Origin of the sequence: Pseudonocardia yunnanensis, assembly GCF_039534065.1 — a bacterium.
Classification (GTDB): Bacteria; Actinomycetota; Actinomycetes; order Mycobacteriales; family Pseudonocardiaceae; genus Pseudonocardia; species Pseudonocardia yunnanensis.
Genome location: NZ_BAAAUS010000006.1, coordinates 584,081 through 609,850, shown reverse-complemented (window position 1 = coordinate 609,850; position 25,770 = coordinate 584,081). Strand labels below are relative to the sequence as shown.

General features: G+C 69.3%; 26 protein-coding genes, 1 tRNA gene and 3 pseudogenes. 20 read left to right on the top strand and 10 right to left on the bottom strand.

Annotation, left to right across the window (positions count from 1 at the left end):
* Window positions 1–4 precede the first annotated feature (4 nt).
* Entirely contained in the window at window positions 5–1,150 is a 1,146-nt protein-coding gene (locus tag ABD743_RS09100) for an MFS transporter (RefSeq protein WP_344720651.1), read from the bottom strand.
* 153 nt (window positions 1,151–1,303) lie between these two features.
* Entirely contained in the window at window positions 1,304–1,807 is a 504-nt protein-coding gene (locus tag ABD743_RS09095; RefSeq protein ID WP_344720649.1) for a hypothetical protein, read from the bottom strand.
* 163 nt (window positions 1,808–1,970) lie between these two features.
* On the opposite strand from ABD743_RS09095, the gene ABD743_RS09090 reads away from it, so the two are divergent.
* The 7 genes and pseudogenes from ABD743_RS09090 to ABD743_RS44425 all read left to right on the top strand — a co-directional run.
* Complete coding sequence (locus ABD743_RS09090; RefSeq protein ID WP_344720647.1) at window positions 1,971–2,525, top strand: dihydrofolate reductase family protein; 555 nt, start codon at window positions 1,971–1,973, stop codon at window positions 2,523–2,525.
* Between the two features lie 138 nt (window positions 2,526–2,663).
* Window positions 2,664–2,858 (top strand): hypothetical protein, encoded by a 195-nt coding sequence (locus ABD743_RS09085; RefSeq protein WP_344720645.1) that lies wholly within the window; start codon window positions 2,664–2,666, stop codon window positions 2,856–2,858.
* Window positions 2,859–2,870: 12 nt separating this feature from the next.
* Window positions 2,871–3,467 (top strand): hypothetical protein, encoded by a 597-nt coding sequence (locus ABD743_RS09080; RefSeq protein ID WP_344720643.1) that lies wholly within the window; start codon window positions 2,871–2,873, stop codon window positions 3,465–3,467.
* A 158-nt stretch (window positions 3,468–3,625) separates the two neighbouring features.
* On the top strand, window positions 3,626–4,228 hold the full coding sequence (locus ABD743_RS09075; protein WP_344720641.1) for a TetR/AcrR family transcriptional regulator: 603 nt from the start codon (window positions 3,626–3,628) through the stop codon (window positions 4,226–4,228).
* Entirely contained in the window at window positions 4,225–4,887 is a 663-nt protein-coding gene (locus tag ABD743_RS09070) for a VC0807 family protein (protein ID WP_344720639.1), read from the top strand. The genes ABD743_RS09075 and ABD743_RS09070 overlap by 4 nt, the downstream gene beginning before the upstream one ends.
* Window positions 4,880–5,311, top strand: a pseudogene (locus ABD743_RS44430) (FAD-dependent oxidoreductase); the annotation flags it as partial. The gene ABD743_RS09070 and the pseudogene ABD743_RS44430, both read left to right, overlap by 8 nt.
* Window positions 5,277–5,795: pseudogene (locus tag ABD743_RS44425) on the top strand (FAD-dependent monooxygenase); the annotation flags it as partial. The pseudogenes ABD743_RS44430 and ABD743_RS44425, both read left to right, overlap by 35 nt.
* 35 nt (window positions 5,796–5,830) lie before the next feature.
* Here ABD743_RS44425 and ABD743_RS44420 read toward each other — a convergent pair.
* Window positions 5,831–5,983 carry a hypothetical protein gene (locus tag ABD743_RS44420; protein ID WP_379659032.1) on the bottom strand — a complete coding sequence of 51 codons (153 nt, stop codon included), beginning with the start codon at window positions 5,981–5,983 and terminating at the stop codon, window positions 5,831–5,833.
* Between the two features lie 67 nt (window positions 5,984–6,050).
* Between ABD743_RS44420 and ABD743_RS44415 the strand changes: the two are divergent.
* A pseudogene (locus tag ABD743_RS44415) lies at window positions 6,051–6,146 on the top strand (hypothetical protein); the annotation flags it as partial.
* A gap of 84 nt (window positions 6,147–6,230) precedes the next feature.
* Here ABD743_RS44415 and ABD743_RS09060 read toward each other — a convergent pair.
* From ABD743_RS09060 to ABD743_RS09050, 3 genes are all read right to left on the bottom strand, one after another.
* Window positions 6,231–7,796, bottom strand: coding sequence for a GMC family oxidoreductase (locus tag ABD743_RS09060; protein WP_344720637.1), 1,566 nt, complete (start codon window positions 7,794–7,796; stop codon window positions 6,231–6,233).
* A 113-nt stretch (window positions 7,797–7,909) separates the two neighbouring features.
* Window positions 7,910–9,550, bottom strand: coding sequence for an alpha/beta hydrolase fold domain-containing protein (locus tag ABD743_RS09055; RefSeq protein WP_344720635.1), 1,641 nt, complete (start codon window positions 9,548–9,550; stop codon window positions 7,910–7,912).
* 57 nt (window positions 9,551–9,607) lie between these two features.
* Window positions 9,608–10,429 carry a methyltransferase domain-containing protein gene (locus ABD743_RS09050; protein ID WP_344720633.1) on the bottom strand — a complete coding sequence of 274 codons (822 nt, stop codon included), beginning with the start codon at window positions 10,427–10,429 and terminating at the stop codon, window positions 9,608–9,610.
* A 268-nt stretch (window positions 10,430–10,697) separates the two neighbouring features.
* Here ABD743_RS09050 and ABD743_RS09045 point away from each other — a divergent pair, with 268 nt between their 5' ends.
* Complete coding sequence (locus tag ABD743_RS09045; RefSeq protein WP_344720631.1) at window positions 10,698–11,522, top strand: aldo/keto reductase; 825 nt, start codon at window positions 10,698–10,700, stop codon at window positions 11,520–11,522.
* Window positions 11,523–11,555: 33 nt separating this feature from the next.
* On the opposite strand, the gene ABD743_RS09040 is transcribed toward ABD743_RS09045, so the two are convergent.
* The 3 genes from ABD743_RS09040 to ABD743_RS09030 all read right to left on the bottom strand — a co-directional run bounded on the left by ABD743_RS09040 (window position 11,556) and on the right by ABD743_RS09030 (window position 13,051).
* Window positions 11,556–12,203, bottom strand: coding sequence for a cysteine hydrolase family protein (locus ABD743_RS09040; protein WP_344720630.1), 648 nt, complete (start codon window positions 12,201–12,203; stop codon window positions 11,556–11,558).
* Between the two features lie 305 nt (window positions 12,204–12,508).
* On the bottom strand, window positions 12,509–12,889 hold the full coding sequence (locus ABD743_RS09035; RefSeq protein WP_344720629.1) for a VOC family protein: 381 nt from the start codon (window positions 12,887–12,889) through the stop codon (window positions 12,509–12,511).
* Between the two features lie 74 nt (window positions 12,890–12,963).
* A tRNA-Ser gene (locus tag ABD743_RS09030) sits at window positions 12,964–13,051 on the bottom strand.
* 154 nt (window positions 13,052–13,205) lie between these two features.
* Between ABD743_RS09030 and ypfJ the strand changes: the two genes are divergently transcribed.
* Together ypfJ and ABD743_RS09020 are read left to right on the top strand one after the other, a co-directional pair.
* Window positions 13,206–14,144: a KPN_02809 family neutral zinc metallopeptidase gene (ypfJ, locus tag ABD743_RS09025; protein ID WP_344720627.1), complete on the top strand. Its 939-nt coding sequence runs from the start codon at window positions 13,206–13,208 to the stop codon at window positions 14,142–14,144.
* 180 nt (window positions 14,145–14,324) lie between these two features.
* Window positions 14,325–14,873, top strand: a complete 549-nt coding sequence (locus ABD743_RS09020) for a cupin domain-containing protein (RefSeq protein WP_344720625.1) — start codon at window positions 14,325–14,327, stop codon at window positions 14,871–14,873.
* Here the strand turns inward: ABD743_RS09020 and ABD743_RS09015 are convergent.
* A complete protein-coding gene (locus ABD743_RS09015) occupies window positions 14,867–15,502 on the bottom strand; it encodes a GNAT family N-acetyltransferase (protein ID WP_344720623.1) in 636 nt (211 codons plus the stop codon). The two genes, ABD743_RS09020 and ABD743_RS09015, sit on opposite strands and share 7 nt — an antisense overlap.
* Window positions 15,503–15,556: 54 nt before the next feature.
* Here ABD743_RS09015 and ABD743_RS09010 point away from each other — a divergent pair, with 54 nt between their 5' ends.
* From ABD743_RS09010 to ABD743_RS08970, 9 genes are all read left to right on the top strand, one after another.
* Window positions 15,557–16,552 (top strand): NAD(P)H-quinone oxidoreductase, encoded by a 996-nt coding sequence (locus ABD743_RS09010; RefSeq protein ID WP_241042414.1) that lies wholly within the window; start codon window positions 15,557–15,559, stop codon window positions 16,550–16,552.
* Between the two features lie 109 nt (window positions 16,553–16,661).
* Entirely contained in the window at window positions 16,662–17,225 is a 564-nt protein-coding gene (locus tag ABD743_RS09005; RefSeq protein ID WP_379659021.1) for a bacterial proteasome activator family protein, read from the top strand.
* Window positions 17,226–17,412: 187 nt separating this feature from the next.
* Window positions 17,413–18,237, top strand: coding sequence for a galactan export ABC transporter permease subunit Wzm/RfbD (gene wzm / locus ABD743_RS09000; RefSeq protein ID WP_241042440.1), 825 nt, complete (start codon window positions 17,413–17,415; stop codon window positions 18,235–18,237).
* Window positions 18,238–18,244: 7 nt separating this feature from the next.
* A complete protein-coding gene (gene wzt / locus ABD743_RS08995) occupies window positions 18,245–19,012 on the top strand; it encodes a galactan export ABC transporter ATP-binding subunit Wzt/RfbE (RefSeq protein ID WP_344720621.1) in 768 nt (255 codons plus the stop codon).
* Window positions 19,009–19,935 (top strand): galactofuranosyltransferase GlfT1, encoded by a 927-nt coding sequence (glfT1, locus tag ABD743_RS08990; protein ID WP_344720619.1) that lies wholly within the window; start codon window positions 19,009–19,011, stop codon window positions 19,933–19,935. Before wzt ends, glfT1 begins: the two co-directional genes overlap by 4 nt.
* A gap of 289 nt (window positions 19,936–20,224) precedes the next feature.
* Entirely contained in the window at window positions 20,225–21,463 is a 1,239-nt protein-coding gene (locus ABD743_RS08985) for a glycosyltransferase (protein WP_344720617.1), read from the top strand.
* Window positions 21,450–23,372 (top strand): right-handed parallel beta-helix repeat-containing protein, encoded by a 1,923-nt coding sequence (locus ABD743_RS08980; RefSeq protein ID WP_344720615.1) that lies wholly within the window; start codon window positions 21,450–21,452, stop codon window positions 23,370–23,372. Before ABD743_RS08985 ends, ABD743_RS08980 begins: the two co-directional genes overlap by 14 nt.
* Window positions 23,369–24,415: a right-handed parallel beta-helix repeat-containing protein gene (locus tag ABD743_RS08975; protein WP_344720613.1), complete on the top strand. Its 1,047-nt coding sequence runs from the start codon at window positions 23,369–23,371 to the stop codon at window positions 24,413–24,415. Before ABD743_RS08980 ends, ABD743_RS08975 begins: the two co-directional genes overlap by 4 nt.
* A 49-nt stretch (window positions 24,416–24,464) precedes the next feature.
* Entirely contained in the window at window positions 24,465–25,769 is a 1,305-nt protein-coding gene (locus ABD743_RS08970; protein WP_344720611.1) for a UDP-glucose dehydrogenase family protein, read from the top strand.
* Window position 25,770 lies beyond the last annotated feature (1 nt).

Sequence of the window (25,770 nt, the reverse complement as noted above, 5' to 3'; positions counted from 1 at the left end):
GGCCTCATCCACTCCTCGTGACGTCCGGCGCGACCGGAGCGCGCAGCAGTCGGGGCAAGGCCACGGCGATCAGCACGCCGAGCGCCGCCACCAGCGGAATCGAGCCGACGGCCCACGCCGCGTACACGCCGAAGGTGGCGATGTCCGTGCCGACGCCGGCCACCGACGTGACCGTGGCACGCGATCGGCTCTCGATCCGCTCCTGCAGGCGTGCATCCACCACCACGAGGACGCACCGGTACGCGCCGTAGAACACGGCCACCGCCGCGATCCCCGCCGGATGGTCGGCGAGCCCGGCCGCTCCGAACAGGAACATCGCGGCTGCGAGCACCACGGCGAGCGACACAGAGCCCAGCCGGCCCGCCCGCCCCGCGAGGGCGGCGCCCACCACCCCGGCGAGCACGATCGGCAGGTCGGCCACCGGGACGAAGGCCGTGGGCACCCCCCATCCGGCGACGATGAGCGGGAAGTACTCCTCCACTGCGTCGAAGGCTGCCAGTAGGGCCGTCGCCACCACGACGGCACGGACACCGGGCCGGTTCGCGGCGACGACGAGACCGGCGCGCAGCGTCGCGAGGTAGCCGAGCTCGTCCTCGGGATCCTCGTCTGTGCCGCTCCCTCGCGGTGGCTCCGGCAGCCGGGAAGCCATCGCGGCCGCGGCCAGGCAGACTCCGACGCTCACCCACCCGACCAGCGGAAACCCGCCCACGGCGTACAGCACGGTGGCGGCGAGCGCGGCCGGGAGCTGTGCGATCAGCTCCGCGGCGGTGACCCAGCCGTTGACGCGGGCGTACTGCTCCTCGGCGCCTGCGGCGACCAGCCCGTCGTACAGCAGCGCCTCCTGCGCGCCGGACACGAGCACACCGCCGAGGCCCCAGAGGACGAACCCGAGCGCGAACCCGGCGAAGCTCGGCAGCAGGACCCAGGCGCCGTAGCCGAAGGCCTGCAGAACCCCCGCAGCAACCAGGCAGGCGCGCCGCGAGAAACGGTCGGCGAGCGCGCCGGAAGGCACCTCGGCGACGACCCCGACGGCGGACCAGATCGCGAACAGCGCGGAGATCTCGGCGCCGGACAGGCCGCTGTCGGCGAACAGCAGCGCGTACAGGGGGTAGAGCGGGATGACATCGGCCAGCAACGCCCACCCGAGCATGCGTCGGGCGAGGGGGCGGGCCGGGGGCGGTAAGGTGCGTCAACCAGGCATAACGCCCAAGTTAACGGACCTCCGTCCCCCCGGCCCAACGCTTTTCGGCGGGCGGTCGCGACTTGGACACCTATCGCTGTTCCGCGCGCGCCGCATTCCCCGTCATGTGTCCATGAGACTGCCCGCGTGGCGAGCGGGGTGGGCCAGCTCCCGTCCCAGGTGCGCCGGCACCAGTCGGCCCCGGCGGATCAGCCTGCGGAGGTCGGCGGCGTTCTGGTAGCTGAGCTGGAGATGGAAGTAGTTGACGTATTCGGCCACGGCGAAGAGCCAGACCGCTGCGGCGAACCACTGCGCGAAACCACCACCGGTCACGATGTCGGCGACGACCACGACCAGCGTGACACCGAGCACGACGATCAGCCCCACGCGAGCACTGGCGAATGCACGCAGGTTCGGGGTGCGCGCGAGGCCCCGGCTCGCCTTGGCAGCGCGGGCGAACCAGTAGCAGGCCCCGACGACGAGCGCAGCATCGACCGCGACCCAGGCCGCGACGGCACCCGCGGCCGGGCCGGTCACCCGAAGGAACACCACGGGCAGCAGCACGGCGCACAAGAGCTCCACCGCACCCTGGACCCGCAACCGTCGTGCCATCGCTTCGCCTGCCACCGGCCAAGCATCCACGGCGCCACCGGACATTTCGCTACGCCACCCTGTAACTACCCAAGTCGACCAGATGGGATCATTCGGCAACGATCATCAACCACCACGAGGCCTCGATGAGTCCGACGGGGCGGGCGAAGCGCCAGGCCGACCGCTGAAGGAGCGCATGATGGGCACGATCAAGGTGCACGAGTTCTCCACCCTCGACGGAGTGATCGACACACCGACCTGGACCTTCGGCTACGAGTTCACCGCCGGGATGAGCGATGCCCTCGGGGCCATGACGGGTTCGTGCTCGGCCATCCTGCTCGGTCGCACCACCTACGAGATGTTCGCCCCGGCCTGGTCCTCCCGCACCGTGGAGGACGACCCCGGCGCCCCGTTCTTCAACGACACCCCCAAGTACGTCGTCTCCTCCACCTTGGAGCAGGCCGACTGGAACAACTCGAGCGTGCTCGGCGGCTACGACGTCGAAACCATCCGCAAGTTCAAGGACAGCGTGGACGGAGGGATCTACATCAGTGGTAGCGCCACCCTCGTCCGGGCCCTGATCGCCGATGGCCTGGTCGACGAACTGCACCTGTTCGTCTACCCGGTCGCACTCGGCACGGGCCTGCGGCTGTTCCCCGAGGGCACTCCGAAGACGACGATGACCCTTGTCGGGAGCCAGGCCTTCGACAACGGCGTGGTGCAGTTGATCTACGGGCCGGGCGCCTCGGACTGACCCGATCGACCCGCGTCACGGGCATGCCGACGCCCCCGGAACCTCTGCGTCAGGTTCCGGGGGCGTTGGCGCTCGTCGAATTGTTCGTACCGACCAGCGCAACAGTTTGATTCCCCGTGGCGGAATCTCTTGTGATGAGTGGCGGAGGCGCGCCGGACCGGCGCAACCGGACCGGCGTTGCTGCACGAGGCCATCGCAGCGAATGTGCGCCTGGTGGTCGCCGCGCTGCCCGCTATGACTCCGGGGCTTGCGCAAGCGGTGCAGACCGGCAAGCTGACCATCCGTGGCGGTGTACTCACTCTTTCCTCCGGAAAGATCGACCTGCTCGACTGAAGAACTGCCGACGTGACGACGGAAGCGACAGAGCGCTCGTACGCACCACTGACCGATGCTCACCTTGCACATCTGTCGGTGATCGCCGACGAGGACCACCGTCACTTCACCCGCAGGCAGGGTCGTCCGGAGTACTCAGCACGCCGGCTCTGCGTGGCGCTTGCACAGGGAGCTGCGCTCCACCGTCTCGATGGCACAACCGGCGTCAAGGACATCGACGTGTGGACGTTCTACGCGGCGATCCCGGGCCAACCGTTCGCGTTCGGTCAGCGCAAGCGACACGTCGACTTCGGGGTGTCGGAGCACGGCCGGAACTCCTACCCCGACCACTTCGAGCACCGCCAGTTGCCGCGGTGGTCGCGGTTCACGGGGCGACGAGTCGATCTCATGATTCGGAGCCTTGCCGTCCCTCCCGGGGCATCCTCCGACGCGATCCTCGATGCGCTTCGCCGGTGGCTAAGCGCCGGCGCGCAGCGGCGCCGGACCGACCAGGGCGACAAGATGCCGTCGAACTGGTGGCTCGCGCAGAAGGCCGTCGTGCTGATCGATCCCATCGCGGATCGAGGGCGAGTGGTCTGGCCGGCCACGATGCCAAGGGTGCCGGTCTGACCTGCGGACGAGCCGTTCGCCGCCGCGTGGACATCGCGGCTGCGGGTCAGCACCGTCCCGGCCGATCGGCCCCCTTCCTCGTCGTCCTGGCGGCCTCACGGATCCACGTCCTCGGATCTTGCTTGCACAGTCTTGCTCGACTGAGCTAATTTCTGCCCATGCAAGCAAGGACGTTCACCGGGTCGGGCAGGCGCGCCCAGATCGTGACGGCGGCGATCGAGGTGATCGCCGAGGTCGGCTACGCCAAGGCGTCGTTCAGCCGGATCGCGAAGCACGCGGGACTGTCGAGCACCGGCATGATCAGCTACCACTTCGCCGGCAAGGACGACCTGCTCACGGCGTGCGTCGCCGAGATCGAGCAGGTCACCGGCGCGTTCATGCAGCCGCGCATCGACGCCGCCGACGGCCACGTCGCGCAGCTGCGCGCCTACGTCGAGTCGAACATCGCGCTCGTCGGCGAGCACCCCGCGGCCGTCCGGGCGCTGATCGACATCGTGAAGAACGCCGTCTCGCAGAGCCCCGCCGTCAACGGACGACTCGCCGTGTTCGAGGAGCACTTCCGCGCCGGGCAGGCGGCGGGCGCCTTCCGACCCTTCGACGTGCGGACCGTGGCTCTCGCGCTCGTCTCCGGCCTCGACGCGGTTGTCGTCACCGCGGCCGACGCCGCACCCGAACCCACCGAGCTCGCCCGCCTCGGCCGCGAGCTCGCCGATCTGTACGTGCGGGCGACCGCACCCGATCCCGAGGGGGGATCCGCATGATGATCAGCGAGAAGACCGTGCCCGACGTGGGCCTACGCAGGGTGATCCGCGCCAACGTGATGACCGTCGTGTTCGAGGTGGTCGTGCCGATGGCGCTGTTCTACGGTCTGCGCGCTGCGGGCGTGAGCCAGTGGTGGGCGCTGATGGCCGGCGTCCTCGTGGCCGCGCCGTATGTGGTCTGGACCGTCGTACGCAACCGCCGGGTCGATCTCCCCGCCCTGGTCACGTTGAGCGTCCTGGTGCTCTCCGTCGTGCTCGGCCTGCTGTCGGACGACCCGCGCACCCTCGCGATCCGGGAGGGGTGGACCGCCGCGCTGGGCGGCCTGTTCGGCGCGTGGATGCTGGTCACGGTCGTCGTCGGCAGGCCCGCCCAGCTGACGTTGGGCCGCACGATCGCCGAGGTCAAGCGGGGCGCCGAGGGGGCCGCCGCCTGGGCTTCCCGCTGGGACACCGACGCCCGGTTCCGGCGCGGGCTGCGCATCAACACGGCCGTCTGGGGTGCCGTGTTGCTGGCCAATGCGGTGGTGCACATCGTGCTCGTCTACACGCTGCCGATCGACCTCATCTCCCTGGTCACCACCGTGGTGTGGTTCGCCGCGCTGGCGTGCCTGATCGCCTGGCACGTCTGGTACCTCCGCAAGGAACACCTCGATGCCTGACGTCCTGGTGGCGGGCGGCGGCCCGACCGGCCTGATGGCCGCGTTCGAGCTGGAGCGCGCCGGGCTCGACGTGCTGGTCCTGGAGCGCGACGCCCGGCCGACCACGCAGTCGAAGGCACTCGGTCTGCAGCCCCGGTCGGTCGAGGTGCTGGCGGACCGCGGCCTGCTCACGGCGGTCGAGCCGCACGCCGAGGCGCGGCTGCCCGCCGGGCACTTCTCGGGCATCCCGATCGACTACGCCGACCTGCCGACGCGCTTCCCGTACCAGCTCGGCGTCGAGCAGACGCACGTGGCTGCGGCGATCGAGGCGCGGCTGCGCACACCGGTACGGCGCGGCGCGGCCGTCACCGCCGTGGAGCAGGACGGCGAGGGCGTCACCGTCACGGCGGGTGGGCGCCGCCACCGGGCAGGGTGGCTCGTCGCGGCCGACGGCGGGCACAGCACGGTCCGGACGCTGCTGGGGCCGCCTTCCCCGGCACCTCGGCGCGGGTCTCGCTGGTCGTCGCCGACCTCACGCTCGCCAGGAAACCCGCCGGGCTCGCCGACCGCTGGGGGCTGCCGTCGCTCGCGTCGGGGTTCCTGCTGCCTCTCTCGGGTGGGCGCCATCGCGTGGTCGTCGTCGGCGAGGAACAGCAGCGGCTCGGCCGCGACGCGCCCGTCACGGCGACGAGCTGCAGCGGGCGCTGACCGCCGTGCACGGGCCGGGGATCGAGGTGGGAGAGGTGCTCTGGGCCTCGCGGTTCGGCGACGCCGCACGGCAGCTGGAGCGTTACCGCCACGGCCGCGTGCTGTTCGCGGGCGACGCGGCGCACATCCACCTCCCGGTCGGCGGGCAAGGGCTCAACCTGGGTCTGCAGGACGCGGTGAACCTCGGCTGGAAGCTGGCCGCGCAGGTCCGCGGGCACGCCCCCGACGGGCTGCTCGACAGCTACCACGACGAACGTCACCCGATCGCAGCCCGTGTGCTGGTCAGTACCCGTGCGCAGGCGGTACTCGGCGTGCCCGACCCCGACGCGTCGGCCGTCCGAGAGATCGTCGCCTGGCTGATCGCCGTCCCCGACGCCCGCCGCGCCATCGCGTCGGAGCTGTCGGGCATCGGGATCACCTACCCCGACACGACTGGTCGCGCCACCGACATCCCGGTCGCACCCGACGGCCGTGGCGTGCTCGTCGGCGCGGCACTGCCCGCGGGCTGGGCCGACCGCGTCGAGACCCGTGAGGGCCCGGGGCCGCAGCTCGTTCGCCCCGACGGCTATGTGGCGTGGGCAGGCGGACCGGGCCTGGACGCAGCGCTCCGCCGGTGGTTCGGCCCGCGGCTCCGCCGTGTCGCCCGGTGGTTGCCGTCAGCGGGTGGAACGATCGTAGGCGTCGAGACACCCGGACCGGCCGAGCTCGTCGACCGCCGCGCCCGGAACCCCTGTCGGCCCTCGACCGGAGATCAGGTCGGCAGCGCGCTCGGCGATGGCGTAGACCGTGGCGTTGGTGTTGGCGGAGACGATCGAGGGCATCACCGAGGCGTCGGCGACGCGGAGCCCGTCGATGCCGTGCACCTTGAGGTCCGGGGCGACGACCGCACCGTCGTCGGTGCCGATCCTGCACGTCCCCACACCGTGGAAGTACGGGAGCAGGTTCGTGCGGAGGTAACCACGCATGCCGCGCTCGTCGCGGACCGCAGGACCGGGTAGCACCTCCTCGCCGCGCCACGGATCCAGCGCGGGGGCCCGGCCGATGTCACGGGCGAGCTGCAGCCCCGCGATCATGACGTCCAGGTCCCGCTCGTCCGTGAGGTAAGCGGGGTCCACGAGGGGGATACCGGTGGGATCGGCGCAGTTCAGCCGGACCGTTCCCCTGCTGTGTGGACGCATGGCCGAGAACGCGATCGAGTAACCGTTGTTCGGGCCGACGAGCACCGGGGCGTAGTGCGGGATCGATACGAAGAGGAGCTGCAGGTCGGGCACGTCGGCGGCCGGGCCGCTCCGCACCAGGCCGATCGCCTCCGCGTGGTTGGACCGCCCCGGGACCATCGGCTGCGCGGCGCGGTAGACGACCGTCGATATCGGGTGGTCGTGCAGATTCGAACCGACACCCGGAAGGTCCAGCGTCACGGCGATGCCGGCCTCGCGGAGATGGGTCAACGGGCCGATCCCGGAGAGCAACAGCAGCTGCGGCGACCCGACGACGCCCGCCGTGAGCACGACCTCCTGTGTGCAGACAGCTCGGAAGACCTCGCTGCCGATCGTGTACTCGACACCGGTGCAGCGACCCCGCTCGACGAGCAGCCGACGCGCCGTCGCGCGGGTCACCACGTCGAGGTTCGTCCGGTGCAGAACCGGCGCCAAGTATGCGTCCGCAGCACTTTGCCGGACCCCGTTGACGATGTTCAGATCCGCATGCCCCACCCCCTCGCTCACACCGTTGTTGACGTCCTCCACTTTCGGAAGGCCATGTTGAACCGCCCCGTCCAGGAGCGCCTGTGTCACCGGATGTGGCTCGTTCGCCGGAGCGACCGTCAACGGACCACCTCGCCCCCGCAGCCCAGAGTCGCGACCCGGGGTGTTCTCGGTTCGCATGAAGTAAGGGAGCAGGTCGAGAAAGCCCCACCCCTTCGCTCCGCTCTCGACCCAGGCGTCGTAGCTGGAGGAGTGTCCACGGGTGAAGACCATGCCGTTGACGGCGGAGGACCCTCCGAGACCGCGCCCGCGCGGCCACGGCATCGGAGCCCCGGTCGCCTCGAGTTCGACGGTGGGGGTGCACCAGTCCATCGACGAGCCCAACAGGCTGAGCCATTCAGGTGGTGCGGCGGCACGGTCCAACGGGCCTGGGTCGCCCGCCTCCAGTAGGAGAACACGAACATTCTTGTCCTCCGACAACCGGGCCGCGATGACGCACCCGGCACTGCCTGCACCCACGACGACGAATTCGTGAACCGATGTCCGAGCAGCCGTCATTGTGAACCTTTCGCGTCACCAAAGTACGAAATTCGCGGGAAGCACAGCATTTCGCCGCCGGTTTTCGGCGGTAGTCACAGGGCGCAGAGGCGACGCACCCGAGCGGCGATTGCTCGTTGCGAGACATCCGCTTTGCGCGCCAGCACATCGAACGCGTGCATGCATCCCGGGTACAGGTGAAGCTCCGTCGGAACGCCGGCATCCGACAGCCGCCTGGCGTATTCCACGTCCTCATCGCGAAAGATGTCGAGATCACCGACGTCGATGTAGGTGTCGGGGAGGCCGGTGAGATCGGTGGCGCGTGCCGGCGCGGCGTACTGCGAGACCTCGTCGGTGCCTGCGAGGTTGCCGAGCAAAGCGCCCCAGCCGGTGATGTTGTCGTCGTAGGTCCAGGTGACGAACGGCAACAGCAGCGGATCCGGCGTGGTCGTCCGGTCGTCGAGCATCGGATGGATCAGAAGCTGCTGCGCCACGCGGGGTCCGCCCCGGTCGCGCGCCAGTAAGCAGACGGCGGCGGCCAGGTTGCCGCCTGCGCTGTCGCCCATCACCCCGATCCGGTTCGGGTCCACCCCGAGCGCCTGGGCATGCTCGGCGAGCCAGTTCAGCGCCGCATAGCAGTCCTCGACAGGCGTGGGGAACGGGTGCTCGGGCGCGATCCTGTAGTCGACGACCAGCATCGGCACGCCCGACGTCGCGACGTAGTTCCGCACCATGAGATCGAACAGATCACCGACGTGCTCGAGGCCCAAGATCATTCCGCCGCCGTGCAGGTAGAGGGCGGCGCTGCCGGGGTGCTCCGCGGCGAGCGGGTGATACCAGTCGAGCGCGAGTGTCGCGCCGTCATCGGTCACGAGCTCGTGCCGTTCGACGCCGACCCCCTCCGATGGAGTCCAGCGCTCGGTGACGTGGTCGAACACCCGGCGGGCGTAGAGCCGGCTGTTCTCGACGTCGCCGGCGGCCGGGGGCTCGGATTCGCCGATCGTCTCGAGCAGCGGGGCGAGCTCGGCGAGCACCTGGGGGTCGGGCGAGACACGGGTGAAGCTTCCGTAGATGAAGAATTCCTGGGTTTCTCGCACCCAGCCGCGCCAGCCGAGCGCGGCAAGTTCGGCCTCGAGATCGTGCGGCACGAAGAAGTTCTTGACGACCGTATAATGGCGCCCGTCGTTCATTATGCGCGTCTCACGCTCGTCGTCACCGCTCTGCCAGCGATCGCCCGTACTGATTCCACCACGGGGATGCCGGCGATCGTCGATGAAGAAGATCGAGCCGCCGGGCGCCAACGCATCGGCCAGCATTTTCCAGAAACCGGGCCATTGCGAGCGCGGAACGTGTGAGATCCAGAATCCGAAGAAGATGAAGTCATAACGTTCGCTCGGCCGCCACGAAAAGATGTCGGCCTCGAGATAGGTCACGTTGGGCGCGTCCACCCGCGCCCGCGCGATGGCCATCGACTCCTCGGCGGCATCGAGGGCCAGTAGCCGTTCGACCCTGGGCGCCAGATGCCGCGTCCACAGGCCCGTGCCGCACGCGATCTCCAATGCGTTGCCCCGTGGGCCTGCCGCAGCCAGCACCTCTTCCGCTTCGGCCACCTCGCGAAACCACGCCGCATTGCGTTCGACGCCCTGGTCGTAGCGGTTCATGCGGAACCACCATTCGTCGTACTCGCCGGCACGCGCGCGGTAATAGCCGATCTGGTCGGCGACGATATCGTCCATGGCACTCAGGTCCTCTGCAGCGAAGGTTCGAAGTCGGGGTAACTCGCTGAGATCACCTCACCGGTAGGCCGCCGCGGCGAACATCGTGACCGAGGCGTGGAACTCGCCCCGGCTCTGAGCGTCCGCCAGCCCGGCGAGGAACTGTTTCCGTTGCTCTGCCGTGATTTCGCCGCGAGTCACGGCCATGTCGATCAACGCCAGCAGCCCGGCGTTCAGGAACATCTCGTACGGCAGAAACAGCGTTCGCGCCTCGTGATCGGTGACCGTCAAGCTCGCTCCTGACAGCCAGCTCCGCAGCTTGCGGCCCGCCAGCGGCTCTCGGCCATGGAGCCGGCTCGCCAACATCGACTCCACGGTCCGCAGCACCTCGAGGTCGCCCGGATACAAGGTCGCGCTTGACCAGTCGCTGTCGATCAAGACCACCCTTCCGCCCGGCCGCAGCACTCGCGCGATCTCGGCGACGGCGCGCTCAGGGCGATCCAAGAACTGGAACACGCGTTCACACAGCACCGCGTCGACCGATCCGTCCGCGAACGGGGCCGCATAGACGTCTCCGTGCACGAACCGGGCCGCCGAACCGGCGCTCCGCGCTCTGCCCTCCGCCACGGCCAACAATCCCGTGTTCACGTCCAGACCGATCGCCTCTCCATCCGGGCCGACGGCAGCCGCCAGCCGCTGGACCGAGGAGCCGGTGCCGCTGCCGACCTCCAGCGCACGTTGCCCCGGACCTACCGCCAAAGCCTCGTGCGCCCAGTCCCGCAATTCGCTCACGGCCGACATTGCCGCCTGCTGATCGAGAAACTCAACGAGGTAGCTGATCGCCGTATCGTCGATCCGATCCGACTGGAATGATTGAACTCTCAGCTCGCCATCCGGCACAGCACAGAATTTACTTCACAGGATGACGCCCGACAGCTGACGACGTGAGCATTGTCACCGCGGATCCGCCTCCTTTTCATCCTTCCGCAAAAGAGACAAACCAACCCGATTGTGAAGTTCTTGCGAGACCCTGATGCGGCCGCGCCACGAGCCTCGGGTCGTCCCTCCGCGGCCAGCAATAACCCTCGGGAGTTATCTTATTCAGCTCCTCGGCCACCCTGATTACGATTTGTGGTGCGGGGCATTGCGACATGGGTAGCCTCGGCCCATGTCTCAAGCGCAAATACCGATCATCCGTCTGAACAGCGGCGTCGAGATCCCGCAGCTCGGGTTCGGCTCCTGGCCGGTCGAGTCGGCTGTCGTTGTGCGCGACGCGATCGAGGCCGGATACAGGCACATCGACACGGCCGCGGCCTACGGCAACGAGGAACTCGTGGGTCAGGCCATCCGCGCGTGCGGGCTGCCGCGCGCGGAGCTGTTCGTCACCACGAAGCTGGCCAACGACCGCCACGGCTATGACAAGGCGATCGCCGCACTCGACGAGAGCCTGCAGAGGCTAGGCCTCGACCAGGTCGACCTCTTCCTGATCCACTGGCCGCGCCCGCGGGCCGAACGCATTGTGGAGACCTGGAGGGCCTTCGAGAAGATCGTCTCCGACGGTAAGGCACGCGCGATCGGCGTCTCCAACTTCCGGATCTCCGACCTCGAACGCCTCGCGGCGGAGACCGACACGCTGCCCGCGCTGAACCAGATCGAGCTGCACCCGTGGCTCCCACAGAGCGAACTGCGCGCCTACCTCCGGGAGCACGCGATCGCGACCGAGGCCTGGAGCCCGCTCGCCAAGGGCGGTGAGCTGCTCGCGGACCCGACGATCGCCGGGCTCGCGGAGAAGCACGGCAAGTCGCCCGCGCAGATCGTGCTGGCCTGGCATCTCCGGCTCGGCAACATCGTGATCCCCAAGTCGGTGACGCCGTCGCGGATCAGGGAGAACATCGACATCCTCGACATCGAGCTGTCCGACGAGGACATGGCCGCGATCGCGAAACTCGACAACGGTCGCCGTATCGGCCTCGACCCCGACGTCTTCCCTTGATCGCTCATGCGCTCGGCGTCACCTCACCGCCCCTTACACCGAAGGTTCACCGGCCGCCAACACCCGGAACTCGGCAGCCGTCATAACGTGCGCCGTGGTGCGCGCAAGTATCGCAAGTGTCGTGCGGTGAATATCGTCGGCCGACAGGCCGCCCTGGCCGACCTCGAGGTAGTCGACAGTTCCCGTCACGCCAGAGAGGAATGCCACACGATAGTTGTGGAACATCGCATCGCGTGCCGTCGCGTGACAGCAGCACTCGGTGGTCCTCCCCGAAATCACGACGGTGTCGACACCCCACTCGCGCAGCATCAGGTCGAGATCGGTGGCGAAAAATGCACTGTATCGATGCTTCTTGATCACATGCTCACCCTCGGCCGGGGACAGGCCAGGGAAAATCTGGGCACCCGGGCTTCCGTCCACCAGTGCGGCGCGCTCGGCGATCTGCGGGACGATCTCGTCGTACAGGCCCATGTCTGAACCGTCCCTGCGATGGACATGAGCCGTGTAGACGACCTTGATGCCCGTGGTGCGGCAGAAACCCAGGGTGTCGGACAGCGTCCCTACCATCGCCGAGGCCTGCTTGACTTGCATGGGTGCCCCTTCGGCGATGAAATCGTTCTGCATGTCCAGAACAATCATTGCAGTGCGGAACGGGTCGATGCTGTCGATCGTGTACGGCACGGCGTCTCCAGATCTCACGGGACTGCAAGGTCGCTTTCAGAACGCGGGTAAATCGCGCTACCCCGGCGGCGTGGACGGCCTACGAACCATGGCCCGCGTCGAATCTGCCAGTGCAGGTTCGACGTCGAAAGATGACGAAGGTCATAATTGGATCAGTCCATGGCGAGCACGGCGGCAGGTGATTGCGCATGCACCCTGACCCGGTTGTGGCGCACCAATTCCTTATTGCTGCCACTCAGCTCGATCGTCAACCTGCGCGCTGTTGCGCAGTGGGGTGCCCGGTGTCGAGGCGTGACCGTTTAGGGTCAGAGTGGGTTGAGGCGGGCCTTGAGCAGGCAGAACTCATTGCCTTCGGGGTCGGTCAGGACATGCCACTGCTCCTGCCCTGTCTGGCCGATGTCGGCCGGGCGCGCACCGAGGCTCAGAAGGCGTTCGAGCTCGGCGTCCTGATCGCGGTCGGTGGCGTTGACGTCGATGTGCAGCCGGGACTTCCCCTGCTCCGGCTCATCCCTGCGACTGAGGATGATCGTCGGCTGCGAACCGCCGAACCCTTCGCGCGGCCCGATCTCCACCGAGCCGTCGTCCTCGCGGTCGAGCACGACGAAGTCCAGGACCTCGCACCAGAACCGCGCCAGCACCTCAGGGTCACGGCAACCGAGGACGAGCTCACTGATACGACATGCCATCAACGAAACCTAGCCTCAGCCCGGCAGCCGGGCTGGAACACCGCTGCTCAAGATCGCCGGGCAACCCCGTGACCTGGCGGAAGCGGAGGGATTTGAACCCCCGGACCCTTGCGGGTCTCTCGCTTTCAAGGCGAGTGCATTCGGCCGCTCTGCCACGCTTCCGGAGAGAGCGTAGCCCGCTGCCGGCACCGCATTGCAGCTCCACCCGAGTCGCGCAACGCCCTGGATCGTGAACGGACGGTGACAGGCGCCCGACCGACCAGGCGCACCCCCTGTCAGGTGTGGTGGGATCGGCGCCCGAGCACGGGAGGCTGCGATGCGGTTCGACGAGAACGCTGATCTCGACACCTCGAACATCGACGACCTGAGGGGCGGCGGTGGCGGGGGCGTCGGCGGGCGGGTCGCGGTCGGGGGCGGCGGCCTCGGCATCATCGGGCTGATCCTCTACTTCCTGCTGTCCTCGCTCGGCGGGGGCGGTAGCGGGGGCGGGGGCGGGCTGGGGCTCCCGTCGGGGCTGGGCAGCCTCCCCCAGGGGCAGACGGCCGACACGTCCCAGGCCGCGTCGAGCTGCCGGTCGGGTGCCCAGGCCAACACGGAGCTGGACTGCGAGGTGGTGGCCGTCGTCAACTCGCTCGACGGCTACTGGAGCGACGAGTTCGCCCGGTCCAACATCAGCTTCCAGCCACCGCGCACCAACTTCTTCAGCGGTTCGGTCAGAACCGGGTGCGGTGGCGCCACCGCCGACGTCGGCCCGTTCTACTGCCCCTCCGACAACGAGATCTACATCGACCTCTCGTTCTTCCGCGAGCTGGAGACGCGCTTCGGTGCCGAAGGCGGCCCGTTCGCGCGGGCCTACGTGATCGCCCACGAGTACGGCCACCACGTCCAGGCCCTCCTGGGGACGAACCAGCGTGTGCGGGCGGGGGACACCGGTCCGACCTCGGGCTCGGTACGCCTCGAGCTGCAGGCCGACTGCTACGCGGGTGTATGGGCCAACCACGCGACGTCGGTGCCGACGGCATCCGGTCGCCCGCTCATCACCGACGTCACGCAGGCGGACGTCTCCGCCGCGCTCGACACGGCCGCCCGGATCGGCGACGACTACATCCAGAGCCAGCTGGGCGGCGGCCGCGTGGACCGGAGCCAGTTCACCCACGGCACCTCCGCCCAGCGCGAGCGCTGGTACGCGACCGGCTACCAGACCGGAGACCCGACCCGGTGCGACACCTTCGCCCGAGGCGTCAACCTCGGCTGAATGTCGCAGTGATCGGTTCGAGATCTGTCTGTTCGCCCCTCCGAGGACGAAAAGCCGGATCTCTCGACGATCATGGTGAGGTGGGGTTTCCGTCCAGTAGAACTGGCGTGGCCTCGTCGGCCCGCTGATCCGTAGCGTTCGATTCGACCTGCGACGGCGCAGCGGACGAGAGGACCACCCATGACCTCGACGACGGACCGCTCCCAGGAGCTCCAGGACCCGGACGGCTCGACGTCCGGCCTCCCGGCCTCCGACGAGTTCTCGATCTTCACCGGCGAGGCGGTGCACTCGCTCCGTGACATGCTCACGGAGGTCACCTTCACCCCGGGCCCCGGCGAGGAGTTCGCCGCGACGTCCATGTTCAACGGCCTGCGGTCGCTGGTCCCGTTCTGCCACGCGGGATCCGAGGGATTCAGCATCGTGCGCGTCTATCTGGCGCCGAACTACATCCTCCCGGCGCACACGCACGACAGCGACTGCCTCTACTACGTGCTCCAGGGCCGGGCCATCCTGGGCAAGCGCGTGATCGAGCCGGGCGGCGGCTTCTTCGTCCCTGCCGGCAAGGCGTACGGCTACACGGCGGGTGCCGAGGGCGCGGAGGTGCTCGAGTTTCGGCACGCCACCACCACGGACTTCCACGAGACCGAGCGCAGCCCCGCACGCTGGCAGAAGATCCTCGAGAACGCAGAGCGCAACGACGGCTGGAAGGACGCCGACCTGCCCTACTGAGCGGGCACTCCCAGGAGCGGACGGCAGGCGTCGACGCCCTCGACCTGCAGGGTCCAGGGCGGCCGCACGAACCACTCAGGGGTCACGAGCAGCCGCACGTTCTCGCCGGCCTGCCCGCGGCGCACGTGCGCCTGCGTGCCGTCCGGGCGGTATCCGAGCCGTTCCGACACACGCATCGACGCCGTGTTCTCCCGGAACGCCGACGACCGCGCGCGCACGGCACCGAGGTGGTCGAACGCGAACGCCAGCACGGCGGCGCGCATCTCGGTGCCGACGCCGTGGCGCTGGTGGCGCAGGCCCACCCAGGACCCGGTGGCCACCTCGCGCAGGATCCCGAAGTTCGTTGCCGCAAAGCCCTGCATGCCGATCACACGCCCGTCGAGGCGGACGAGGAAGTTGATCGTCCACTTCTCCGGGGCGAGCTGCGCCCGCTCGGACCAGTAGTACTGCAGCGTCTGGTGGCCGACGTCGTCGGTCCACGGGACGACGAACGGCATCTCCTCGGGGGGGTGGACCCCGCGTTCAGCCTCCGAGACGAGCTCGAGCAGACCCTCGTCGTCGTCGGGGCGCAGCACCAGGCGCGGGGTACGCAGGGTCAGGTGGCGTAGCGGCCAGGGCTCCGGCGTCATGGCGGCACCCTGCCGGATCTGCACCGGCGGACTCGACCGAATACTTTCGAGGCCATGCATGCGATCACGGTCAGTGCCCCGGGCGGCCCCGACGTTCTCCAGTGGACCGAGGTCCCCGACCCCGTAGCGGGCCCGGGGGAGGTCGTCATCGACGTCGTGGCCAGCGCGGTCAACCGCGCCGACCTGCTGCAGCGTCAGGGTCACTACCCGCCGCCCCCCGGTGCGTCGGACATCATCGGGCTGGAGTGCTCGGGGCGGATCGCACAGATCGGCGACGGCGTCGAGGGATGGCAGGTCGGCGACGAGGTGTGCGCGCTGCTCGCCGGCGGCGGGTACGCGGAGAAGGTGGCGGTGCCGGCCGCTCAGCTGCTGCCGGTGCCCTCCGGCGTCGACATCGTGACGGCCGCCGGTCTCCCTGAGGTGGCGTGCACCGTCTGGTCGAACATCGTGGGCGCGGGCCGGCTCAGCGCAGGCGAGACGTTCCTCGTGCAGGGCGGCAGCAGCGGGATCGGGACGCACGCGATCCAGGTGGCGAAGGCCCTCGGTGCGCGGGTCGCGGCCACGGCAGGGGCCCCCGACCGGCTGGAACGCTGCCGTGAGCTCGGCGCCGACATCGTCATCGACTACCACGACGACATCCCCGCCGAGCTGAAGAAGGCCACCGACGGTTACGGCGCCGACGTCATCCTCGACAACATGGGTGCCAAGGGCCTGGCCGCCAACATCGACGCCCTCGCCCCCGACGGGCGACTGCTGATCATCGGCCTCCAGGGCGGCGCGAAGGGCGAGCTCAACCTCAGCAAGCTGCTGGTCAAGCGGGCCAGCGTCACGGCGATGGGGCTGCGCGGCCGCCCGGTGGACGGCCCCAACGGCAAGGGCGCGGTCGTCGCGGGCGTGCGGGAGCAGGTGTGGCCGATGATCGAGCAGGGGAAGGTGCGGCCGATCACGCACGGCAGCGTCCCGATGCCCGACGCCGGAAAGGCTCACGCGCAGCTGGAGGCCGGAGGTGTGGTCGGGAAGTTGCTGCTCGTGACGCCGGGCAACGACTGACGTCGAGCACGCGCCTGCCCGTCGCAGTGCGGATACGGTATCGGGAAAACAGGACGTCGACAGTGATGCGGCGGGCATGGCATCTGCTCGCCGGGGAACACGGGGACCAATGAGCCAGCCATCGGAACAGAACGCGAACGACAGCGGCGAGCAGCAGGTCGTGGTCATCGGGCCGGACGGCCGTCCCGTGGGCATGGCGACGCTACCGCGGTCGGGCGAGGACGGTGGCGACCAGCAGGGCGGTATGGAAACCATGGTCGAGCAGCCCGGCAAGGTCATGCGGATCGGCACGATGATCAAGCAGCTCCTCGAGGAAGTGCGGGCGGCGCCGCTCGACGAGGCGTCCCGCAACCGGCTCCGCGAGATCCACGAGAACTCCATCAAGGAGCTGGAGGACGGCCTCGCGCCGGAGCTGCGCGAGGAGCTGCACCGCCTCAGCCTGCCCTTCACCAACGACAGCACCCCGTCCGACGCCGAGCTGCGCATCGCACAGGCACAGCTCGTCGGCTGGCTCGAGGGGCTGTTCCACGGCATCCAGACGGCGCTGTTCGCCCAGCAGATGGCTGCCCGCCAGCAGTTGGAGCAGATGCGCAGAGGACTACCGCCCGGAGCCACTCCGCAGCAACAGGGCCCAGAGGGTCACCTCGGACGGGGGACGGGCCAGTACCTGTAGACCGGACGGCCACAACCGGTCACCGGAGAGGCGCGATCATGCCTCAAACCGGCGACGACCTCGCGTTGCTGCAATCGGGGCAGGCCCGCACGAGCCACCCACAACCCGTCGGTACCCTCGTCCGGTGGCTCAGACGATGACCACCGGTGACGACCGGGCCGAGGATGCACCGTCCCTGCCGACGGTCATGCCCGACGCGCCTGCGTCCCGCAGTTGGCGCCGGGCGTTCGATGACCTCGGGCAGGGATGGCGGCAGCGTCCGCTGTGGGGATATCTGGGCTGGCAGGACATCAAGCAGCGATACCGCCGCTCGGTGCTCGGGCCGCTCTGGATCAGCATCACCATGGCCGTTGTCGCCACGGCGATGGGCATCCTCTACGGCGCCCTCTTCGGCGAGGACATCCGCACGTTCCTGCCCTACGTCGCCACCGGCCTGCTGATCTGGTACTTCATCAACGGCTGCATCCTCGAGGGCAGCGAGGTCTTCATCGCCAACGAGGGGCTGATCCGGTTCCTGCCTGCGCCGCTGAGTCTCCACGTCTATCGGCTCGTCTGGCGCCAGACACTGTTCTTCCTGCACAACCTCGTGGTGTGGGGCATCCTCGTCGCGATCTTCCGGCCGCCGCTGGGCTGGACGCTCCTGCTCGCGATTCCCGCCTTCGCGCTGCTCATCGTCAACGGCGCGTGGATCTCGGTGGTCACGGGCATCATCGCCACGCGGTTCCGGGACATCCCGCCGATCATCGCCAGCCTGGCGAACCTGCTGTTCTTCGTGACGCCGATCGTGTGGCAGTACAACACGCTGCTCGAGAACCCGGCTGTCGCCGAGCGCGCCAGAATCGCCGAGCTGAACCCCGTCCTGCACTACGTCGAGATCCTCCGCGAGCCGCTGCTGGGCGAGCCGATCGTCTGGCACCACTGGGCCGTGGTCGGCGTCATCACCGTGGCGGGCTGCATCGCGGCGCTCGTCTGTCTCCGCAACTACCGCTCCCGCGTCGCGTACTGGGTCTGAGGACGGCATGGTCAGCATCGATCTCGACGGGGCCGCCGTCGACTTCCCGATCTTCGACGCGAAGACGCGCTCGTTGAAGAAGGCCGTGCTCGGCCGCGCAGGCGGCCGGATCGGCACCGACTCGAAGGTGCCCATCATCGAGGCGCTGCGCGACATCACGGTGTCCCTGCGCAAGGGCGACCGCGTCGCGCTCGTCGGGCACAACGGAGCAGGCAAGTCCACGCTGCTGCGGCTCATGTCGGGCATCTACGAACCCACCCGCGGACGCTCCTCCGTGATCGGCAAGGTAGCGCCCGTGTTCGACCTGGCCGTCGGGATGGACCCGGAGATCTCCGGGCTGGAGAACATCCTCATCCGCGGCCTGTTCCTCGGTATGACGCGCAAGCAGATGGAGGCGCGGGTCGACGACATCGCGGCCTTCACCGAGCTCGGCGACTACCTCAAAATGCCGCTGCGCACCTATTCCACGGGTATGCGCGTGCGGCTCGCGCTCGGCGTCGTCACGAGCATCGATCCCGAGATCCTGCTGCTCGACGAGGGCATCGGCGCGGTCGACGCCGAGTTCCTCGCCAAGGCACGCAACCGGCTCAACGAGCTGGTGGAACGTTCCGGGATCCTGGTGTTCGCGTCGCACTCCGACGAGTTCCTCGCCGACCTGTGCGACACGGCCATCTGGATGGACAAGGGCACGATCCGCGAGCACGGCCCCCTCCGCGAGGTGCTGCGCAACTACAAGGGCCGCGACGTGCTGGCTGAGATCGAAGCGAGCCGGTGAACAACGAGCCGCTCGCGGCCGGCTCGGTCGTCGCGGTGGTGGTCACCCGCCATCGGACCGACATGCTGGTCGACTCGCTCGCAGCGCTCGCCAAACAGACCCACCCGATCGCTCACCTGATCGTCGTGGACAACGGGCCCGACCAGCCTGCCCGTGAGATCGTCGAGGCCTGTGGCCTGCCGGCCACCTGGCTGCCGTCCTGGAACAACCTCGGAGGTGCCGGCGGCTTCGCCCTCGGCATGCTTCATGCGCTCGCCATGGGCGCGGAGTGGATCTGGCTGGGCGACGACGACGGCCGGGCGGCCAACGAGACCGTGCTGGCCACCCTCGTCGACCTCGCGGAGCGCCGCGGCCTGGCCGCCGTGTCGCCCACCGTGGCCGACATGGACCATCCCGACCGCCTCGCGTTCGCGGTGCGCCGCGGCCTCACCTGGCACCGCTCGCGTGCTGCCCTCGCCGCCGACTCCGGGCACGGAGCCGACGACGAGCTGCTCCCCGGCGTCGCCGCGCTGTTCAACGGGGCGCTGTTCCGGGCTCGCACCCTCGACGTCATCGGCGTTCCCGACCTACGGCTGTTCGTCCGGGGCGACGAGGTGGAGATGCACCGCAGGCTGGTGCGCTCCTGCCTGCCGTTCGGCACGTCGCTCCGCGCCGCCTACCTCCACCCAGCGGGCTCCGAGGACGACAAGCCGATGCTCGGCGGACGGCTGCACGCCCGCGACCCCGACGACCCCGTCAAGCGCTACTACACCTACCGCAACCGCGGGTACCTCGTGTCCCAGCCGGGGATGCGCAAGGTCGGGTTGCTCGAGGTGCCACGGTTCGCCTGGTACTTCCTGGTCACCAAACGCAGCCCGCGCCAGTTCGTGCAGTGGGTGCGCCTGGTGCGCCAGGGCCGCGCGGAGCGTTTCCACCGCGCCTGACCCTCAGTTGGGCAGTCACTGCTCGCCACAACGCGTTACACGATCGTGTGTGATTAGGGTCACGTCAAATTTGGCGTATCTTTTTCTGTTGTTAGTCGTGCAGACGGTTGAGTGTTAACGGAATGCGTCTAGCATCTCCAATGCAGGTCTCCGACCTGCAGAGAAGCCCCGACTCGACCGATCAAGGTTAAACCCCCGTTAACACCTCTCACCACCACTCCAGGTGATCGCTGTCCGTACCCCGCTGCTAATTTCGTCCCTCGATAGTGGTCAGAATCGGGGGAAAACGATGTGGGATTGGCTCCGCTTTCTGGAGCACTGGCAGCTCTTCTTGCCGGTCGGCATCATCGGCGGGATCTCGTGGTCGGTATGGCTGATCCGCAAGGTCATGTCAGCCGGATATCGCCCCCTCGTCAACGACTTCCGGACCACCACCTCGGTGGTCGTCCCGTCGTTCCGTGAGGACCCCGACGTCCTGATGCGCTGCCTCGACACCTGGCTCGCTCAAGGGCCCACCGAGGTGATCATCGTGCTCGACCTGGAGGATCTCGAGGCCCGCGACCGGCTCATGGCGCGCCACGACCGGCGCATCCACGTCATGATGTTCGCCCACGAGGGCAAGCGCTCCGCGCTCGGCGTCGGCATCCGCGCCGCCCGTCACGAGGTCCTCGTCCTCACCGACTCCGACACCGCATGGGAGCCGGGTCTGCTCGCCGCCGTGCAGATGCCCTTCGCCAACCCCAAGGTCGGTGCCGTCGGCACCCGGCAGAACGTCCACGAACCGCGCAGCAGCGTCTGGCGCCGGGTGGCCGACTGGATCATCGACCTGCGATACATGGACTACGTGCCCGCCACGGCCCGCCGCGGCGGCGTCGTCTGCGTCTCCGGACGCACCGCGGCCTACCGGCGCTCGGCAGTGATGCCGGTGCTCGCGAACCTCGAGCACGAGTACTTCCTCGGCAGGCGTTGTGTCGCGGGCGACGACGGCCGTCTGACCTGGCTGGTGCTCGCCCAGGGCTACCGCACCGAGCACCAGGACTCCGCACGGGCGCTGTCGATGTTCCCCTCGACGTTCCGGGCGTTCTGCAAACAGCGCGTGCGCTGGAGCCGCAACTCCTACCGCTGCTATCTCACCGCTCTCTACAAGGGCTGGCTCTGGCGGGTTCCGGTGATCTCCCAGCTCACCGTGTTCCAGATCCTCTTCACGCCGGTCACCATGTTCGCGACGGTGTACTACCTCGTCGCTGCCTGGTTCAGCCCCCAGCGCGAGCTCGCCGTGATCCTCGGGCTTGCCTGGCTGTTCCTCGGGCGCGCCATCCGCAGCTTCTCGCACCTGCGCCGCACCCCGTCCGACATCGTCATCCTGCCCCTGGTCACGCTCGTGATCATGTTCGTCGCCCTGCCCATCAAGACCTGGGCGTTCCTGACCATGAACAAGCAGGGATGGCTCACCCGCCGCGCCGACCTCGTCGGCGGCGAGGGCCAGGACGAGGCCAGCCTGACGGAGGACAGCCGTGGCGCAGCCTGATCCAGCCGGTCCACGCACCGGCCGCAAGTGGCTCGTGCGGCTGGCAGCACTCGCCGTCGTCGGTGGCATCGCCGTGGCCGCCGTCCAGACGGGGATGGTGGAGCGGGTACTCGGCCCCGACCTGTCCGACACCGGCAGCATGCTCGACGACGCCGAGGAGGCCGGAGTCGTCGAGGCGCCCACCGACGGCGAGGACACCAGCGCCCCCACCACCGAGGCACAGCACCACCAGGCCACCCTCGTGGAGGCCGAGGACGACCGGCTCTTCGCGATCGTCAGCGACCGGCCGCCGTCCGACGTCCCCTACGAGGTGCCGGCCGCCGGTCAGGCCGTCTCGACCATGGTCCTCACCCCGCGCCCCCAGCCCTACGACATGCCGTCGCTGGAGCGCCTCGGCGCAGCGTCCCGGCTCCCCGACGGATCGTGGCTGCTGAGCCGCTCCGTGGTGGTCGGGCGCGGCGCGGAGCTGCGGATCCAGGAGCCCGGTGCCACGCTGCGGATGGCCAGCGGCCCGAACGGGTTCGCTGCGCTGGTCGCGTTCAAGGGGACCTTGACGCTCTCCGGCGGCCCGGATGCACCGCTCACCGTCACGAGCTGGGACCCCGCGGCGAACGCGGCCGACACCGAGCGCAACGACGGCCGGGCCTACCTGCGTGCGGTCGGGGCCCGGATGGACCTCACCGAGGTCAACGCGGCCGACCTGGGGTTCTGGAGCGGTCGCACCGGCGGAGTGGCCTGGACGGGGAGCGCGGGCGCCCCGGCCACCGGTTCGGCCAACCACATGCGCGTCGAACGCGGCCACTACGGGGTCTTCACCAGCCGGGTCACTGACGTCGTCCTCAACGACGTGACGCTGCGCGACAACGAGCTCGACGGACTGCTGCTGCACCGGGAGACGAGCGGCGTCGTCGCCACCGACGTCACGAGCACCGGGAACGGGCGCGACGGCGTGACCGCCACCCGCGGGGCCGAGCGCATCACCCTCACCGAGGTGACCGCTGCCGACAACAAGGGCAACGGGTTCCGGATCGACGGCTCCCCGCTCGCCGCCGAAGCAACCGCCGGCGGGGCGAGCACCGCGCAGGGCGCGGGCTACACGATCGAACGCTCGACCGCCACGGGCAACACCGAGGTCGGGATCCTCGCCGTCGAGGCGGGCGGGCTCGTCGTGCGCGACAACACCGTCTCGGGCAACCGCGACGGCATCGTCGCACGGGGTGCCACAGAGCGCCCTGCGATCACGGGCAACACCGTCGACGCCACGGAGTTCGGCATCGCGGTGCGCGGCGGCATCCGAAACGCGCAGGTCACCGCCAACCGGGTCGGCTCCGCGGTCATCGCGGTGCAGGTCACCGACGCATCGGCGGCCGTCGAGCAGAACGAGGTCCGCGCCGCGTCCAGGTACGCCGTCTCGCTGGTGGGTGACGTCACCGGGTCGTCGGTCACCACCAACAAGCTCGGCGGCCGCGGGCTGGCCGCACTCGACATCAACCGTGTCGGCGTCACGGCCACCGTCGGCATCAACGCCAACGACGAGACCCGATGGACGGTCGACCGGGACGAGCTGAGCTATTGGCGCGACTACGCCGCCGACCACCCGCTGCTGCTGTTGTGGCTGCTCATCCTCCTGCTGCCGATCGCCGCCCGGGTGTGGCACAAGCGCCGTCGGCGGCTGCGCGACGACCACGTGCACCCCTACGTCAACGTGCCGCCGGGCCCTCCGGTCCCGGGCAACAACAACGTGATCACCTCGATCGGCCGGCCCGCCCCGGTCGCACCACGGCCGATGCCGCGCCCCGGCCCACGGCCCCCCGCCCCGCCCCGCCCGGGGACGGAGGAGGCGCCCGCCACCGTGGCACTGCCGGTCACCCGCGTCACGGTCGTCTCCGGAAAGGGGGCTCGCAAGTGACGCCGGCGAACCCCAGCGGACGGCGGCTGGCGAGGCTGGCCGGCGCTCTGGCGGCCGCAGCGGTGCTGGCAGGGGTCGCCGCGTGCGGCGGCAACCCGGGCCCGGCACCACCCTCGCCGCCCGTGGCCCCCGCTCCTGCGCCCACGGCCGGATCCGCCTGCACCCAGAAGCCCACCACCGAGATCCGCACCTCGGACGAGCTCGTCGAAGCACTCGCGGGAGCCCACCCGGGCTCCGTGATCGCCATGGCTCCCGGCACCTACCCCGGCACGTTCGTGGCCGGCGCCCAGGGCACCCCCGACAAACCGATCGCCCTCTGCGGTTCGCGCGAGGCGATCCTCGACGGCGGGGCCATCGACGGGGACTACACCTTCCATCTCGATGGCGGGGCGTACTGGCAGCTGAGCGGTTTCACCGTCCGGGGCGGCCAGAAGGGCGTCATGGCCGACCGAGCGCAGGGCAACCTCATCGAGGGCCTTCTCGTGGAGGGCACCGGCGACGAGGCCATCCACCTGAGGCAGAACAGCACCGACAACGTGGTACGCGACAACACCGTGCGACGCACCGGGCTGCGCAACGGGAAGTACGGCGAGGGCATCTACATCGGCAGCGCCGAAAGCAACTGGTGCGACCAGACCAACTGTGAGCCGGACCGCAGTGATCGCAACGTGATCGAGGGAAACACCATCTCCGAGACCACCGCGGAGTCGGTGGACATCAAGGAAGGCACCACGGGCGGGACGCTGCGCGGCAACACGTTCTCGGGCGCCGGAATGACCGACGCCGACTCCTGGGTGGACGTCAAGGGGAACGGCTGGCAGATCACCGGCAACGTCGGCACCGACAGCCCGGAGGACGGATTCCAGGTGCACGAGATTCTCGACGGCTGGGGCCTGGACAACACCTTCGAGAACAACAGCGCCACGGTCAACGCCGGTGGCTACGCGATCAACGTCACGAAGAACAAGGAGCGCAACCGAGTCGGCTGCGACAACCGCAGCGTCGACGCCGGCCAGGGGCTGAGCCCCGAAGACTGCGGCTGAGCCGCCACGACCTCTCCAGACCATCCGAATCGAATCGAGAGGAGCCGATGTGTTCGCTCGACGGATCGCCGTCATCGGCACCGGCTACGTAGGACTGACCACCGGCGCTTGTCTGGCCTCGCTGGGCCACCACGTGGTGTGCGCCGACATCGACCCCGACAAGATCGACCGTCTCAGACAGGGCGAGATCGACATCCTCGAGCCCGGGCTTCCCGAGCTCGTCTCCGAGGGGGTCGCCGCGGGCCGCCTCCAGTTCGTCCTCGGCGCCCGCAACGCCATCGTGCGGCCGGACGAGCCCGCGGTCGAGGTGGTGTTCCTCTGCGTCCCGACCCCGATGGGCGAGGGAGGCGCCGCCGACCTCCGTGCCGTGGAGGCGGTGGCCAACGAGGTGCGCCACCTGCTGCCGAAGGGCTGCGTGGTGGTCAACAAGTCGACGGTGCCGGTCGGCACCGCCGAGGCCACCCGGAAGATGCTGGGCCGCCGCGACGTGTCCGTCGTCAGCAACCCGGAGTTCCTCCGGGAGGGCAGCGCCGTGCACGACTTCCTGCACCCCGACCGGATCGTGGTCGGCAGCGACGCCCAGGACGCCGCGGAGCGCGTGGCCGCCCTGTACTCCAAGCTCGGCGCCCCCACCCAGCTCACCGACGCGGCCAGCGCCGAGATGGTGAAGTACGCGGCGAACTGCTTCCTGGCGATGAAGTTGTCGTACGTCAATGCGCTCGCCGACCTGTGCGAGCGGCTCGGTGCCGACGTCATCGAGGTCACCGAGGGCATGGGGTACGACCGGCGCATCGGGCAGACCTTCCTCTCGCCCGGGCCGGGCTGGGGAGGCTCCTGCTTCCCGAAGGACACCCACGCCCTCCTGCAGATCGCCGCGGCCGCGGGGATGGACTTCGAGCTGGTCGGGGCGAGCCTGCGGACCAACGAGACCACCCAGAGGCGCGTGGTCGACAAGGTCCGTGCCGCCGTGGGGGGCCAGCTCGCCGGGAAGCGGATCGGGCTGCTCGGCCTCACGTTCAAGGCAGGCACCGACGACCTGCGCGACTCACCGTCGCTCGCCGTTGCGAAGCTCCTGCGCGACGAGGGCGCCGAGCTCACCGGTTACGACCCGGCCTGCCCGCACGACGTGCCGGGCGTGACCAGCGGGATCACGGTCGTCGACGACCCGCTGGACGCCTCGAAGGACGCGGCGGCGCTGGTGGTTCTCACCGAGTGGCCGCAGTTCCGGTCGCTGGACTGGAACGCGCTGGGCGGCGTGATCGGGTCTCCCGTGGTGATCGACACCCGCAACCTGCTGGACCCCGACGTGCTCCGCCGGGCCGGTTTCGCGTGGATCGGGCTGGGCCGCAGCTGAC

What these genes read in the sequence shown, in the direction of transcription:
- ABD743_RS09100 (WP_344720651.1), bottom strand. Translation starts at nt 1,150, where the DNA reads ATGCTCGGGTGGGCGTTGCTGGCCGATGTCATCCCGCTCTACCCCCTG.
- ABD743_RS09090 (WP_344720647.1), top strand. Translation starts at nt 1,971, where the DNA reads ATGGGCACGATCAAGGTGCACGAGTTCTCCACCCTCGACGGAGTGATC.
- ABD743_RS09075 (WP_344720641.1), top strand. Translation starts at nt 3,626, where the DNA reads ATGCAAGCAAGGACGTTCACCGGGTCGGGCAGGCGCGCCCAGATCGTG.
- ABD743_RS09070 (WP_344720639.1), top strand. Translation starts at nt 4,225, where the DNA reads ATGATGATCAGCGAGAAGACCGTGCCCGACGTGGGCCTACGCAGGGTG.
- ABD743_RS44420 (WP_379659032.1), bottom strand. Translation starts at nt 5,983, where the DNA reads ATGCCCGACAGCTCCGACGCGATGGCGCGGCGGGCGTCGGGGACGGCG.
- ABD743_RS09055 (WP_344720635.1), bottom strand. Translation starts at nt 9,550, where the DNA reads ATGGACGATATCGTCGCCGACCAGATCGGCTATTACCGCGCGCGTGCC.
- ABD743_RS09045 (WP_344720631.1), top strand. Translation starts at nt 10,698, where the DNA reads ATGTCTCAAGCGCAAATACCGATCATCCGTCTGAACAGCGGCGTCGAG.
- ABD743_RS09035 (WP_344720629.1), bottom strand. Translation starts at nt 12,889, where the DNA reads ATGGCATGTCGTATCAGTGAGCTCGTCCTCGGTTGCCGTGACCCTGAG.
- ypfJ (WP_344720627.1), top strand. Translation starts at nt 13,206, where the DNA reads ATGCGGTTCGACGAGAACGCTGATCTCGACACCTCGAACATCGACGAC.
- ABD743_RS09020 (WP_344720625.1), top strand. Translation starts at nt 14,325, where the DNA reads ATGACCTCGACGACGGACCGCTCCCAGGAGCTCCAGGACCCGGACGGC.
- ABD743_RS09015 (WP_344720623.1), bottom strand. Translation starts at nt 15,502, where the DNA reads ATGACGCCGGAGCCCTGGCCGCTACGCCACCTGACCCTGCGTACCCCG.
- ABD743_RS09010 (WP_241042414.1), top strand. Translation starts at nt 15,557, where the DNA reads ATGCATGCGATCACGGTCAGTGCCCCGGGCGGCCCCGACGTTCTCCAG.
- ABD743_RS09005 (WP_379659021.1), top strand. Translation starts at nt 16,662, where the DNA reads ATGAGCCAGCCATCGGAACAGAACGCGAACGACAGCGGCGAGCAGCAG.
- wzm (WP_241042440.1), top strand. Translation starts at nt 17,413, where the DNA reads ATGCCCGACGCGCCTGCGTCCCGCAGTTGGCGCCGGGCGTTCGATGAC.
- wzt (WP_344720621.1), top strand. Translation starts at nt 18,245, where the DNA reads ATGGTCAGCATCGATCTCGACGGGGCCGCCGTCGACTTCCCGATCTTC.
- ABD743_RS08985 (WP_344720617.1), top strand. Translation starts at nt 20,225, where the DNA reads ATGTGGGATTGGCTCCGCTTTCTGGAGCACTGGCAGCTCTTCTTGCCG.